This is a genomic window from Caulobacter hibisci (assembly GCF_016135805.1).
Lineage (GTDB): Bacteria > Pseudomonadota > Alphaproteobacteria > Caulobacterales > Caulobacteraceae > Caulobacter > Caulobacter hibisci.
Window position 1 is genome coordinate 34,062 of sequence record NZ_JADWOX010000015.1, and the last position, 12,814, is coordinate 46,875.

Genomic DNA, 12,814 nt, shown 5'->3' on the forward strand with positions numbered 1-12,814 from the left:
CGCCCGGTTCGGCGTCAACCCCCGAAAGGGTAAGGCCTCGCCGCTTTCGTGTATGGTTTCGGTCGGCCAAACACGGCACATGTTCGCGTTCCATGCTCAAGGACCGGTCCCCGGACGCCGCCGAATGAACGACATTTCCCCCAGCGGCGCTTCCCCGGCCCAGCACGAGCGCATCCGCGTGCTGATCGCCGACGATCACCCCATGCTGCGCGAGGGGGTGATCGCGGTGCTGGAGACCCAACCCGACATGGTGGTGGTGGGCGAGGCGGCCAGCGGCGACGAGGCGGTCGCCAGCTGGGAGGCGCTGCGCCCCGACATCACCCTGATGGACCTGCAGATGCCCGGCCATGGCGTGGTGGCCATCGAGACCATCCGCCGGGCCCATCCCGAGGCGCGGATCATCGTGCTGACCACCTTCACCGGCGACGCCCAGGCCCTGCACGCGCTGCGGGCCGGGGCGGCGGGCTATCTGCTGAAGAGCAGCCTGCGCCGCGACCTGCTGGACGCCATCCGCGGCGTGCACGCCGGCCGTCGCCACCTGCAGCCCGAGGTCGCCGAGCGCATCGCCATCCACGCCATCGACGAGTCGCTGAACGCCCGCGAGATCACGGTCCTGCAGCTGATCGCCAACGGCAATTCCAACAAGCACATCGCCCGCGAGCTGAACCTGTCGGAAGACACCATCAAGTCGAACATCAAGAGCATCTTCGCCAAGCTCTATGTGAACGACCGGACCCACGCGGTGACCGTGGCCGCCAAGCGCGGCATCATCGACCTTTGAACCGGGCGGGGGGCTTCCGGACCGGACTGGCGGCCGTCGCGCTCGCCCTGGGCCTCGCTTTTGCAGCGAAGGCGGCGCCGGGGCTCGAACCGCTGGCCGAATACAAGCGCGTCAGCTGGTCGCTGGAGGGCGGGGCGCCCAGCCGGGTCAACAGCATCGGCCAGTCGAAGGACGGCTATCTGTGGATCGGCAGCGTCGATGGCCTGTTCCGCTTCGACGGGGTGGCGTTCGAGCAGATCCAGCGCGGCGAGCCCAAGCCCGGACGGCTGAACGTCGCCCAGGTGCTGGGCGCCAGGTCCGGCGCGCTGTGGGCGGGGCTGGGGCGTAGCGGCGGGGTGGCGGTCTATCGCGACGGCCAGCTGGTCGACGCCCGCATGCCCCATCCCTCGCGCGAGGTGACCAGCCTGGCCGAGGATCGCGAAGGCGGAATCTGGGTGGCCCGAGGCGGGCGCAAGCGCAACACCCTGGCGCGCTGGCATGCCGGCCGCTGGCAGGAGTTCGGCCCCGAGGTCGGCCTGCCCGAGCAGGAGATCTGGCAGGTCTTCTTCAGCCGCGACGGCGTCCAATGGCTGGTGCTGGGCGACACCGTGCTGCGCCGCGCGCCGGGCCAGGCGAAGTTCGCGGCCACCGGCGTCAAGGTCGCTCGCCGGGCCAGCCTGGCGGAGGATGCGTTGGGGCGCCTCTGGGTGTCCGACACCAAGGGCGTGCGACTGATGGCCGGCGAGGCCCCGGCCGCCTCGTCGCTAGCCCGGGCCTATCCGCGCCAGGATGAGGTGGGCGGCTCGAAGATCCTGTTCGACCACAAGGGCGACCTGTGGGGCGCGACCTGGACCGACGGCGTCGTCCACATTCCGGCCCCGGGCGTGGCGGCCAAGCGGGCCGACGCGGCGGGCTTGCGCATCCAGTCCTACAAGGCCGTGCACGGCCTGACCTCCGACCAGACCCACGCCGTGTTCGAGGACCGCGAGGGCAATGTCTGGTTCGGCACGGAGCTGGGCCTGGACATGATGCGGCCGGCCAGCGTGGTGGTCGAGCAGGCGATCCCGCCCAACTCCGCGCGCGGCTATCGGATGACCGCCACGGCCGGCGGGACGGTCTATGTCGCCGACGCCCACACCCTGTACGCCATCGCCCCGGGCCAGGCGCCCAAGCCCGTGGTCAAGACCACCTGGTCGGCCGGAGCGCTCTGCGCGGGCGCGGGGAACGCCGTCTGGGTCACCCTGCGCGATACGATGCTGCGGGTGCGGGGCGACAGGGTCGAGACCTTCGACAAGCCGGCCGAGGCCAGCGCCTATGGCTGCGCCGAGGACGACGAGGGCCGGCTGTGGATGGCCGCCCTCGACAAGGGCCTCTACTGGCGCGAGGCCGGGGCCTGGAACCGCTGGCCGGGCCTGTCGCCGACCCTGGGCCTGGCCTCCAACGTCGCCCGCCAGGCCGACGGCCGCGCGGCCGTGTTGTTTCGCACTCCGCCGCCGCTGCAAGGCCGCCCGCCGTTCGAGCCGCTGTACAAGGAGCGCTTTGCGATCGGCGAGATCGAGGGCGTGCTGCCGGGAACGCAGAGCCTCTATCTCAGCGGCGGCCAGGGCTTGGCGCGGCTGCGCGACGGCCGGACGGCGAGCCTGGACGCCGAACGCTATCCCTGGCTGGCCTCGGTCAACGGCCTGGTCCAGACCTCGGCCGGCGACACCTGGACGATCGGCGACGCCGGCGTGGTGCGCATGCGGACGGCTGACCTCGACCAGACGCTGGACCGCCCCGGCGGGCCCCTGCCGCGGCAGGTGTTCGACTTCCGCGACGGGCTGAACAGCTTCGTGCAGAAGTCGCCGGGCGCGCAGATCGTCGCCGGCGGCGATGGCCGGATCTGGATCCTGACCCGGCGCAACGTGCTGGTCATCGATCCCGCTCGGCTCAGCGTCAACGCCGTGCCGCCGCCGGTGGCGATCCGCTCGGTGATGGCGGGGGACCGCCGTTTCTCCGACCCCTCGGCGGTGCGCCTTGCGGCCGGCACGACCAGCCTGCGCATCCACTACACCGCGCTCAGCTTCGCCGTACCGGGGCGGGTGAAGTTCAAGTACCGGCTGGAGGGCGTCGATCGCGACTGGGTCGAGGCCGGCGGCCGGCGCGAGGTGATCTACAACAACCTCCGCCCGGGAACCTTCCGCTTCCAGGTCAAGGCGGCCAACAACGACGGGGTCTGGAACGAGCAGGGCGCCAGCGTGGTGGTGACCATCCCGCCGACCCTGGCCGAGACCTGGTGGTTCCGCCTGCTGTGCGTGGCGGCCGTCGGCCTGGCGCTGTGGGGCGTCTACGCCCTGCGGCTGCGGCGGGTGTCGGGCCAGATTCGGGCGCGACTGGAGGAGCGGGCGGCCGAGCGCGAGCGCATCGCCCGCGAGCTGCACGACACCCTGCTGCAGAGCGTGCAGGGCCTGATCATGCGCTTCCAGTCGGTGGCCTATCAGATCCCCGACGACCTGCCGGCCAAGGACGTCATCAACCAGGCCCTGGACCGCGCCGACCAGATGCTGGTCGAGGGCCGTGACCGGGTGCGCGACCTGCGCGGACGCGAGACCCGGCGGCTGGACATCCAGCTGCGCGAACTGATGGCCGAGCAGCCCTTCGAGCCGGGGGTGAAGGTCGAGCTGCTGGTCGAGGGCGTGGCGCGGGCCATCCAGCCGCTGGTGCAGGAGGAGATCGTCCGCATCGGCGGCGAGGCCCTGTTCAACGCCGCCCGCCACGCCCGCGCCGGCCAGGTGCAGGTGCGGGTGGCCTATGGCGTGCGCCAGTTGCAGGTGAGCATCCGCGACGACGGGGTCGGCATCGGCGCCAACCGCATGGCCTGGGCCAGCCGCGAGGGCCACTACGGCCTGATCGGCATGCACGAACGGGCCAGCAAGATGGGCGCCCAGCTGGCCATCGAGAGCGCCGCGGGCAAGGGCACCACCATCACCCTCAGCGTCGCCGGCGCCATCGCCTATCCGACCTTGCCGTGGCTGGCGCGGTTGTCGTGGAAGCGGCGGGCGGTGTAGCGACCCGACTGCGCCTCCTCGCCGTCGTTCCCGCCCTTCCGGCGGGAACGTCCACCGTTGCCGACAACCGGACAGCGGCCTTTCAGGTTGACCGTTCCTGGCGACGCCAGGCGCCGTCTTACGGCGCGACCGCGCTCTTGAACGGCTATCGCCTTCGCCCCACTACAGCGTTATCGAATTGAGTGATTTGAAAGGACGACGACATGGCTTTGCTCGACGAGCTCAAGGCTGACCAACTGGCGGCGCGCAAGGCGAGCGACCGCCTGAAGGCCGACTTGCTCACCACGCTGATCGGCGAAGCCACGCAGATCACGACCGAGGAATTCAAGCGCGGCGTGACGGAAGTCACCGACGAAAAGGTCGTCGCAACCGTCGCGAAGTTCTTGAAGAACACGAAGCTGACGCTGGAAAATCTCGCGGCCGAACGCGCGCGTCTGGTCGAGGCCAATGGCGATCTATCGAAGGTGGACGAGCGGACCAAGGCGGCCGAAACCGAACAGGCGATCCTGTCCTCCTATGGCCCCAAGCAGATGACGGAAGCGCAATTGCGCGAAGCCATCAACGACTTCCGGACCCAGAACCCCGACGCCAACGTCGGAGCGATCATGGCCCACCTGAAGTCCAACTTCGGCGGCCAGTATGACGGCAAGGCGGCCAGCGCTTTGGCCAGGGCCTAGACTGAAGGGCGCCCTCCCGGTCGTCGGGTGCTGAGCGTTCCAGTGTCCGGGAAGGCTCGGGAACGGCCGGCGTAAAGGGTTAGCTCTTCAGCCAGACCGCCGTGGCCGACAGGGTGACGCAGGCGATCACCGTGGTCAGGGCGACGATGCGCGCGCCGCCACGGGCGAAGACGGCGTAGGCGCGGGTCTGGATGAAGACGTTGACCGCCGTCGGGGTCGCCGCCAGCAGGGTGGCGGCCAGGCGGAAGGCGGCGGGGGCCGGGGTCAGGCCGACGACGATCCAGACCAGGGCCGGCAGGACCAACAGCTTGGCGATGGCGGCGACGACGACGGGGCTCCAGCGCGGGGCGGGGATGTCGCCCTCGACGGGCAGGGCCAGCACCACGCCCAGGGCGACCAGGGCCACCGGGCTGCCCGAGGCGGCGGCCGCGCCGACCGCGCGGTCGAGCACGCCGGGCAGTTGCAGGCCCAGCAGGGCCAGGGACGCGCCGAACAGGGCGGCGGCGACGATCGGGTTGCGGAAGGCCTGCATGGTCGAGCGCCAGACCGAACGGCCGCCGGCCCAGCCCAGCAGGGCCACGCCCAGGGCCGTGGCCAGCACGAAGTCGACCGCCACCAGCCCCGCGCCCAGGCGGGCGATCTCGGGTCCGAACACCGCGGCGGCCACCGGCAGGCCCAGGAAGGCGCTGTTGCCGACGCCGGCGGCCATGGCCGTGCCGGCCCGCTCCTCACGGGTCCAGCGCAGGAGCAGACCCGCGCCGACCATCAGGGCCATGATCGCCGCCAGGCAGCCGGCATAGGCGGCCAGGCCCAGGGTCAGGTCGTGTCCCGGCCGGCCCATGCGCGACAGGGAGTGCACCAGCAGGGCCGGGAAGCCGATCCAGTAGACGTAGGCGGAAAGGCCTTGGGCCATGCGGCCGTCGAACAGCTGCAGCCGCGCCAGGGTCACGCCCGCCCCGACCAGCAGGAAGAAGGGCAGGGCCCGCGCCAGGACTTCCAGGATCAGGCTCAGCACGCGGCGGATGCCTGGAAGAGCGGGGAAGGGGTCATGCGCGAGGGCCTCGGCGAAGAACGCGGGGTCGCTGATACCACCGGCCCGCCGCCGGGGTCAAAAGCGGCGCTGGGCGGCCAGGTCGGCCGGCAGGGTCAGGCGGTAGACCAGCACCAGGCTGTCGTTGTCGGCGGTCGCCGCGCCTTCGGGCGTCTTGGGCGCGGCGTCGAAGGCCAGGTCGCCGACCTTGCCGTCCTTGGTCTGGAAGTCGTTGTCGCTGCCGATCAGCAGGAAGACGTCGTTCGGCGCGGCCGGGTCGAGCGCCGGGACGATGGCCAGGGACTCCATCTTTTCGGGCAGGGTGGCGGCGGTCGGGGCGGCGTTGTCGAGGTTCAGGCCGACGCGCGCCGGGCCCTTGGGATCGACCAGATTGACCAGTTGCGCCTGGGCGGCCGGAACGACGCCGGCCGGCAGCGCGCCGCCGGGGGCGATGGCCGCGTCCTTGCCGTCGGCGGCGTCGCCCACGAGGTTGGTCGCGCCCTGGATGTCGACCAGCAGCACCGAGCGATAGACCGTGGGGTTGGCCGAGCCGGAGCCGAGACCCGCGCCGTCGCGGGCCAGGACCAGGAACTGGTGGTCGGACAGGGCCAGCAGTTCGGACTGGGCGGCCACCTTGTTCGGCGCGCCGCCGTCGCCCTTGGTGCGCACCACCGGCAGTTCGAGCGCGTATTCGGCGATCGGGGCGGCGGGCGTGGCGTCCTTCTCGATGTCGTAGACGAACAGGCGGGTCACGGCGCGGTCGGCGTCGCCCTCGCCGGAATCCTGGATCGTCGCGCTTTGCAGCAGGGCGTAGAGGCGCTTGCCGTCGGCCGAAACCGCGACGCCCTCGAAGCCCTGGTTGATGCGGCGGCCGGTCTTGGGCTTGGTCTCGCCGGAGAAGGCCGGGCGGCCGTCCTTGCGCGGCTGGACGGCGGCGACCGGCGCTATCACGCCCTTCAGCGCGCCCGTGGCGTCGAACCTGTAGAGGTTGGCGGCATATTCGTCGCCGACATAGAAGTCGCCGTCCGGCAGGCGGGCCAGGGCCTCGCCGTCCAGGCTGATGCGGAAGGCCCCGGGGCCGGTGATGGCGCTGGGGCAGGCGGCGCTGCCGCAGAACACCACGCCCTCGCCCGGGTCCATGCCGGTGAAGGGGTGACCCTTGTCGTCCTTCAGCACGAAGCCGCCGGTGGGCGTCAGGGTCAGCTGGTCGGCCTTGGCCGGGCCATAGCCGGCGGCGAGCGGCCGAAACGTGACATCGAAGCCGTGCACGCGGTTGTCGTAGGGCGTGGTGCCGGTCACCGAGCCGACGCCGTTGGGGCCGCGGTCGGGCAGGGTCAGCAGCTTGCCGGTGTAGGAGCCATCGGCCGCTCGGCTCCAGGCGGTCACGGCCATGCCCGAGAACGAGCCCAGGCTGTCGCCCAGGAAGTCGCGGGCGGTCGCGGTCAGGCGGCCCGCGCCGACCAGGCCGTGATTGACGAAGCTGGCGCCGTTCAGCGTCACGCCCGTGGGCGTCGCCGTGTCGGGCGTGCGGTAGGCGGCGGGCGCGGCGACAGCCGGCGCGGCGGCCAGCAGGGCCAGCAGCGACGCGGCGCAAGCAAAGGATTTCATGATGCGGCCCCCAGACGACGCCCCCCGGCGTTGGAGCGTGCCTAGCAGCGACGCTTGACGGTTCGGTGACAGCGCCCGGCCGTTGCCTAGGGGGCCGGAAAGGCGGCAAGCTGGTCCCATGAGCGACGCCATCCAGTTCATCCGCGCCACCCCGATCCTGCGCAGCTTCGACGAGGTCAAGGCGCGGGAGTTCTATCTCGGCTTCCTGGGCTTCTCCGTGCTGTTCGAGCACCGTTTCGAGCCCGACACGCCGCTCTACATGGGCATCGAGCGGTCGGGGCTGGTGCTGCACCTTTCGGAGCACCACGGCGACGCCGCGCCGGGCTCGACCGTCTATGTGCCGATGACCGGCGTGCGGGCCTATCAGGCCGAACTGATCGGCAAGGGCTACAAGTACGGCCGCCCGGGCGTCGAGGAACAGCCTTGGGGCGACGTGCTGCAGGTCCACGACCCGTTCGGCAACCGGATCAGGTTCTGCGAGGAGCGGGGTTAGGACCTGCCGTAGGCCTTCAGCAGGCTGAGCGCGCCATCCATCACGATGAGGTCGTGGCTCTTCATCGGATCATCCGGCCCGGGCTCGACCTGGTAGAGGATCATGCGGTCGCGTTTCTCGTCGCGGAACTCCAGCGTGCGCTTGGTGCGCGAGGTCTTGTCGGCGTGTAGCACCAGGCCCTTGTCGTCGAGCAGTGCGCCGATCATCGACGCGGTCTCGAGCCCGGCCATGCGCACCGTGCATTCGTCGACCGTGGCGTTCGGATTGACGACCCGCGAGGCGTGCAGCCGCCACTCGTCGGCGTCGGTCATGATCCAGGTCGTGTCGGCCTTGGGCTCGCCTAGACGCCTGGCCGCCTTCGAGCCCTCGGCCGTCGGGTCGGGGCGGCCGTTGCCGGCCTCGGCGACCTTGGCCGACACCGTCTCGTACGCCGGGTCGTCGCAGTAGCGGTCCATGCGCGCCACCGCTGTGGTCGCGGGGCTGAGGAAGGTGACCGGGTCGGGCAGGGGAGGTCCGGTCCGGACGACGTAGATCAAGGCCAGGCTCGGCTTGGCGCGCCAGACCGCCTCGGGCAGGCCGCGCCACAGCACGTAGTAGGCCGAGACGCCCTTGGCGGCGTGCTGGTCTTTGTAGAGCAGCATCCGCGCGCCGTCCGCGAAGGCGACGTTCACCGGCAGCGAACCGCTGGCGTACTGCACGAGGAAGTCGAAGAACTCGCCCTGGCCGGTGGGGACCTGGACCTTGCAGCGGATCTCCATGCCGCCGTCCGGCAGCCGCGTCTCGGAGGCCGTGAAGATATTGGCGGCGTAGTCGTTGTCGTACCACCACTGGACGTTCCCGCGCTCCAGTCGCGTGAAGGCCGGCATGTTCGGCGCCGGATCGTGAGCCTGGACGAAAGCCCCGATGATCGGCCGTTTCTCCTCCGCGCCCGCCGCGATGAAGGCCTTGGTCGCATCCTCCGCCGACCGCATCTCGTGAGGGCACAGGGTGTGGAACTCGTCGATGAAGGCCGTGCCCGAAAGGGGCTTCTTGGGCTTGGACTCGCAGGCTGACAGGACCAGCAGGGCGATACAGCCCAGAACGCCGAGGATACGCACGATCGATTCTCCAGGATCGCGCGCAAGCTTCACCAGTCTCAACCCTGAGGGAAGGGTCTGCGCGCGTCGGGCGAGCCTCGCCCGTTCAGGAGAGGCTAAGCCGGCTGGAAGCCGCCTACCGCTCGTCACCCGGCAGGCGGATGTGGACCAGTTTCCATTCGAACAGCGCCCGGCGCTGGAAGGAGAAGACCGTCACCTTGTCCTTGGCGTCCGGGCGGCGCACGGCGATGCGGACGCGGTTGGGGTCCCAGTAGGCGATGGTCGGGTAGGGGCCGCGGACCACGGCCTGCATGCGGGCCAGCACGGTTTCGGGACGCGGCGGCGACAGCGGGGCCGCGCCGGGGGCGTAGCCGCGGGTCAGGGCCGAGATCCCCTGGACGGTCAGGTAGCGGTCGACCTTGGGCTCGGGCGGGGCGATCGGCTCGATGGCGCGCTTGAAGACGCCCAGCGGGTTGGTCCACAGCGACGGGGCTTCGGGCTTGGCGGCCGGGGCGGCCTCGTCCAGCTGGCCGGTCAGGCTGCGACGCACGGCGGGGAAGTCGACCAGTTCGCCGATCGCCTGCACGTCCTCGTACTGGGCGGCGGCCTTCAGGGCGCGGAAGGCGAACCAGGGCGCCGTGGCGTAGGCGGCGGCGAACACGAAGATCGCCAGGACGATCAGGTCCCAGATCCGCTTCTGCAAAGTCATTGCGCCCCCGCACGGTTAACGCCGCCTAGAATGGGCATTCATGCCCTCTCCGCAAGGGCGTTCGCGCCGCAAGGGTTCCATCGGTGGAATCCGCTTTCCTGAAGGGCTCGGGGGCTCTATGGGGTCGCCGCTCGCGGTGGACCTTAAGCGCCCGCCGCCCCTGAGGAATTTCCGGAGCGCCCATGGCCGGCCTGCGTCTCGCCGATCTTTTCCGCTGCAAGCCCGTGGGCGCGATCGCGGCCGAGGGCGGCGAAAATCCCCACGACCTGCACCGCTCGATCGGCCTGTTCCAGCTGACCATGCTGGGCGTCGGGGCCACGATCGGCACCGGCATCTTCGTGGCCCTGACCACGGCCGTGCCGCTGGCGGGGCCGGCGGTCATCGTCTCGTTCGTCATCGCCGGGATCACCGCGGCCCTGACGGCCCTGTGCTACGCCGAGCTGGGCTCGACCATTCCCGTCTCGGGCTCGTCCTATTCCTACGCCTACGCCACGCTGGGCGAGTTCGTGGCCTTCCTGGTCGGGGCGTGCCTGCTGCTGGAGTACGCCGTCTCGGCCTCGGCGATCGCCGTGGGCTGGGGCCAGTACCTGAACGAGCTGTTCTTCGACCTCTTCCAGTGGCGCCTGCCCGAGGCCCTGGCCGCGCCGCCCGGAGCGGGCGGGGTGTTCAACCTGCCGGCCGTGGTGCTGGTGGGCGCGTGCATGGTGCTGCTGCTGCGCGGGGCCAAGGAGTCGGCGACGATCAACGCCGTGCTGGTGGTGGCCAAGCTGCTGGTGCTGCTGTTCTTCGTGGTCATCGCCTTCACCGGCTTTCGCTCGGAGAACCTGACGCCGTTCGCGCCGATGGGCGTGGCCGGGATCGGGGCGGCGGCCTCGTCGATCTTCTTTTCCTATATCGGCATCGACGCGGTCTCGACGGCCGGCGACGAGGTCAAGAATCCCAAGAAGAACCTGCCGCTGGGCGTGGTGCTCAGCCTGCTGATCGTAACCGCCGTCTATGTGCTGGTCGCCGTAGCCGCCGTCGGCGCCCAGCCCTGGACGGCCTTCGCCGGGCAGGAGGCGGGTCTCGCCGTGATCCTGCGCAACCTGACCGGCGCGGGCTGGACCTCGCTGATCCTCTGCATCGGCGCGATCATCTCGATCTTCAGCGTCACCCTGGTGGTCATGTACGGCCAGACCCGGATCCTGTTCGCCATGAGCCGCGACGGCCTGCTGCCCCGCGTCTTCCAGAAGACCGACCCGCGCACCCGCACGCCGGTCTGGAACACGGTGATCGTGGCGGCCTTCATCGCCTTCCTGGCCGCTTTCGTGCCGCTGGACGTGCTGGTCAACCTGACCAGCATGGGCACGCTGATCGCCTTCGCCATCGTCTCGGCCGGGGTGATCATCCTGCGTCGCACCCGGCCGGACCTGCCGCGCGGCTACAAGGTTCCGCTCTATCCGGTGCTGCCGGTCGCCAGCGTCGCCTTCTGCCTCTACCTGATCGCCGGCCTGCCTTGGGACACCTTCGCCCTGTTCGGCGCCTGGGCGGCGGCGGCCTGCGTCATGTACTTCGGCTATTCGCGCAGGCACTCGAAGCTGGCCTGACGGCGCCGTCCGCTGGCGGAGAAATTCTCGTTTCAGGTCAGTTGCGATCTTCCTGGGGATCGCACGCCTTCCCGCCTTGCCCCGCCGGTCCCGCGCCCCCTAGGCTCGCGCCGAGTTCGCGATAGCAAAGCTGTGTTCACGAAGACGGGTGTAGAGTCGCCGACATGACCCAGATCGACGCTCAGGGATCGGAAAAGCGCGCCTATCGCCGCTACCCCGCCTCGCGCAAGGCCTACCTCGTGGTGGCGGGCGAGCCGCTGCGCTGCCGGCTGATCGACATCGCCAAGGGCGGGGCGCGGATCGCCGGGCCGGAGCTGTCGCCGGAGGCCCGGCCGCTGCATCTGGTCGATCCGGCGCGCCGGCTGGTCCATCTCACCCGCATGGTCTGGCAGGGCGACGGCCAGGTGGGTCTGCAGTTCATCACCAGCCGCGCCTTCACCGAGGTGCTCGGCGGGGCCGAGGGCGCCGGCCGGGTGGTGCAGGAGCTCGGACCCTGGCCGCAAGACGACGGCTAGGCCCCAGGCCCCGCAAGGTTTTTCGCGTTCCGTAACGGCAAGCTGAGCCAACCTGAGCGCCGGTCGCGCGTTGCTGCGTCTGTCCGATTTCGACAGACGCTCAAGGTGATCGCTTGACCCCCATTCTTCGCGCCGCGGCCCTGGCCGCCGCCCTGCTGCTGACCGCCTGCGGGACGATGTCCCGGCCGCCCGAGGGGGTGGTGCGGCTGGCGCCCGGCGCGGTGATCCCGACCGCCGATCCGCGCATCGTCGCCAGCGACGCCGCCCCGGTGCGGCTGCTCGAACGCCAGATCATGGGCGAGCCGGGCGAGGGGCCGACCGCGATCCTGGCCCTGTCGGGCGGCGGGGCCAACGGGGCCTACGGAGCCGGTGTCCTCGTGGGCTGGACCGAGAGCGGCCAGCGGCCGGACTTCCGGATCGTCACCGGGGTCAGCACCGGCGCCCTGGCCGCGCCGTTCGCCTTCCTCGGCAAGGCCTGGGACCCGCAGCTGGCGGCCGCCTATTCCGACGGCGGGGCCAAGGACATCCTGGCCTGGCGGCAGCTGGCCACCTTCGCCTCGCCCAGCCTCTACAGCAGCTCGGCCCTGTGCAAGCTGGTCGACAAGGCGGTGACTCCGGAGCTGCTGGCCGCCGTCGCCGTCGAGCACGACAAGGGCCGGCGGCTGCTGGTGGCGACCACCAATCTCGACAGCCAGGAGACGGTGATCTGGGACATGGGCCTGATCGCCAAGCAGGGCGGACCGCAGGGGCTGAAGCTGTTCAAGGACGTGCTGGTGGCCTCGGCCAGCATTCCGGGCGTCTTCCCGCCGGTGCTGATCGCCGGCCGCGCCAAGGACGGCCGGATCCTCCAGGAGATGCATGTCGACGGCGGGGTCAACACGCCGTTCCTGGCCGTGCCCGAGAGCCTGCTGCTGTGGACCCGGCCGGCCGAACGCGCCCAGGCCGGTTCGATCTGGGTGCTGGTCAACGGCCAGCTGGGCCGGCGCGAGGCGGTGACCGTCGGCAGGCTGACGGCGATCCTCAAGCGCTCCTACGACAGCGCCAGCAAGGCCCAGGCCCGCGCCCACCTGGCCGCCAACGCCGCCTTCGCCGAGCGCAACGGCCTGGCCTTCCGCGTCGCCGCCGTGCCCGACGAGGCCGAGGCCAACAGCCTGGACTTCAGCGACGCCTCGATGGCCCGCCTGTTCGAGACCGGCCGGCAGCAGGGCCGGACCGGCAAGGCCTGGGCGGCCTGGAAGCCGGTCGAGGCCGAGAAGGTCGCGACCAACGGCCTGATCGTCATCGATGCGCCGCCGCGCTAAGGGGGGCGGCGG

Annotated in this window: 11 protein-coding genes; 7 read left to right on the forward strand and 4 right to left on the reverse strand. The window is 70.9% G+C overall.

The features are described 5' to 3' along the window. Positions 1 to 124: 124 nt before the first annotated feature. The 3 genes from I4Q42_RS18710 (at position 125) to I4Q42_RS18720 (ending at position 4,484) form a co-directional block, all read left to right on the forward strand. Positions 125 to 781 carry a response regulator transcription factor gene (locus I4Q42_RS18710; RefSeq protein ID WP_198577606.1) on the forward strand — a complete coding sequence of 219 codons (657 nt, stop codon included), beginning with the start codon at positions 125 to 127 and terminating at the stop codon, positions 779 to 781. Continuing rightward, positions 778 to 3,807, forward strand: coding sequence for a sensor histidine kinase (locus I4Q42_RS18715; RefSeq protein WP_198577607.1), 3,030 nt, complete (start codon positions 778 to 780; stop codon positions 3,805 to 3,807). Before I4Q42_RS18710 ends, I4Q42_RS18715 begins: the two co-directional genes overlap by 4 nt. 203 nt (positions 3,808 to 4,010) lie before the next feature. Beyond that, entirely contained in the window at positions 4,011 to 4,484 is a 474-nt protein-coding gene (locus I4Q42_RS18720) for a GatB/YqeY domain-containing protein (RefSeq protein ID WP_198577608.1), read from the forward strand. A gap of 79 nt (positions 4,485 to 4,563) precedes the next feature. Here the strand turns inward: I4Q42_RS18720 and I4Q42_RS18725 are convergent, their stop codons facing one another. Further along, positions 4,564 to 5,499 (reverse strand): AEC family transporter, encoded by a 936-nt coding sequence (locus I4Q42_RS18725; RefSeq protein WP_198577609.1) that lies wholly within the window; start codon positions 5,497 to 5,499, stop codon positions 4,564 to 4,566. 93 nt (positions 5,500 to 5,592) lie between these two features. Further along, the gene (locus I4Q42_RS18730; RefSeq protein ID WP_198577610.1) at positions 5,593 to 7,122 is read right to left on the reverse strand and encodes an esterase-like activity of phytase family protein; all 1,530 of its coding nucleotides are present in this window, start codon (positions 7,120 to 7,122) and stop codon (positions 5,593 to 5,595) included. Positions 7,123 to 7,240: 118 nt separating this feature from the next. On the opposite strand from I4Q42_RS18730, the gene I4Q42_RS18735 reads away from it, so the two are divergent. Beyond that, on the forward strand, positions 7,241 to 7,615 hold the full coding sequence (locus I4Q42_RS18735) for a glyoxalase superfamily protein (protein ID WP_198577611.1): 375 nt from the start codon (positions 7,241 to 7,243) through the stop codon (positions 7,613 to 7,615). On the opposite strand, the gene I4Q42_RS18740 is transcribed toward I4Q42_RS18735, so the two are convergent. Together I4Q42_RS18740 and I4Q42_RS18745 are read right to left on the reverse strand one after the other, a co-directional pair. Continuing rightward, on the reverse strand, positions 7,612 to 8,712 hold the full coding sequence (locus I4Q42_RS18740) for a hypothetical protein (RefSeq protein WP_198577612.1): 1,101 nt from the start codon (positions 8,710 to 8,712) through the stop codon (positions 7,612 to 7,614). The two genes, I4Q42_RS18735 and I4Q42_RS18740, sit on opposite strands and share 4 nt — an antisense overlap. Positions 8,713 to 8,827: 115 nt before the next feature. After that, a complete protein-coding gene (locus tag I4Q42_RS18745; RefSeq protein ID WP_198577613.1) occupies positions 8,828 to 9,400 on the reverse strand; it encodes a DUF2939 domain-containing protein in 573 nt (190 codons plus the stop codon). A gap of 182 nt (positions 9,401 to 9,582) precedes the next feature. Between I4Q42_RS18745 and I4Q42_RS18750 the strand changes: the two genes are divergently transcribed. The 3 genes from I4Q42_RS18750 to I4Q42_RS18760 all read left to right on the forward strand — a co-directional run bounded on the left by I4Q42_RS18750 (position 9,583) and on the right by I4Q42_RS18760 (position 12,802). After that, positions 9,583 to 10,986, forward strand: a complete 1,404-nt coding sequence (locus I4Q42_RS18750) for an amino acid permease (protein WP_198577614.1) — start codon at positions 9,583 to 9,585, stop codon at positions 10,984 to 10,986. Between the two features lie 164 nt (positions 10,987 to 11,150). Next, a complete protein-coding gene (locus tag I4Q42_RS18755) occupies positions 11,151 to 11,501 on the forward strand; it encodes a PilZ domain-containing protein (RefSeq protein ID WP_198577615.1) in 351 nt (116 codons plus the stop codon). 113 nt (positions 11,502 to 11,614) lie between these two features. Next, positions 11,615 to 12,802, forward strand: a complete 1,188-nt coding sequence (locus I4Q42_RS18760) for a patatin-like phospholipase family protein (protein ID WP_232793280.1) — start codon at positions 11,615 to 11,617, stop codon at positions 12,800 to 12,802. The last annotated feature ends 12 nt before the right edge of the window (positions 12,803 to 12,814 follow it).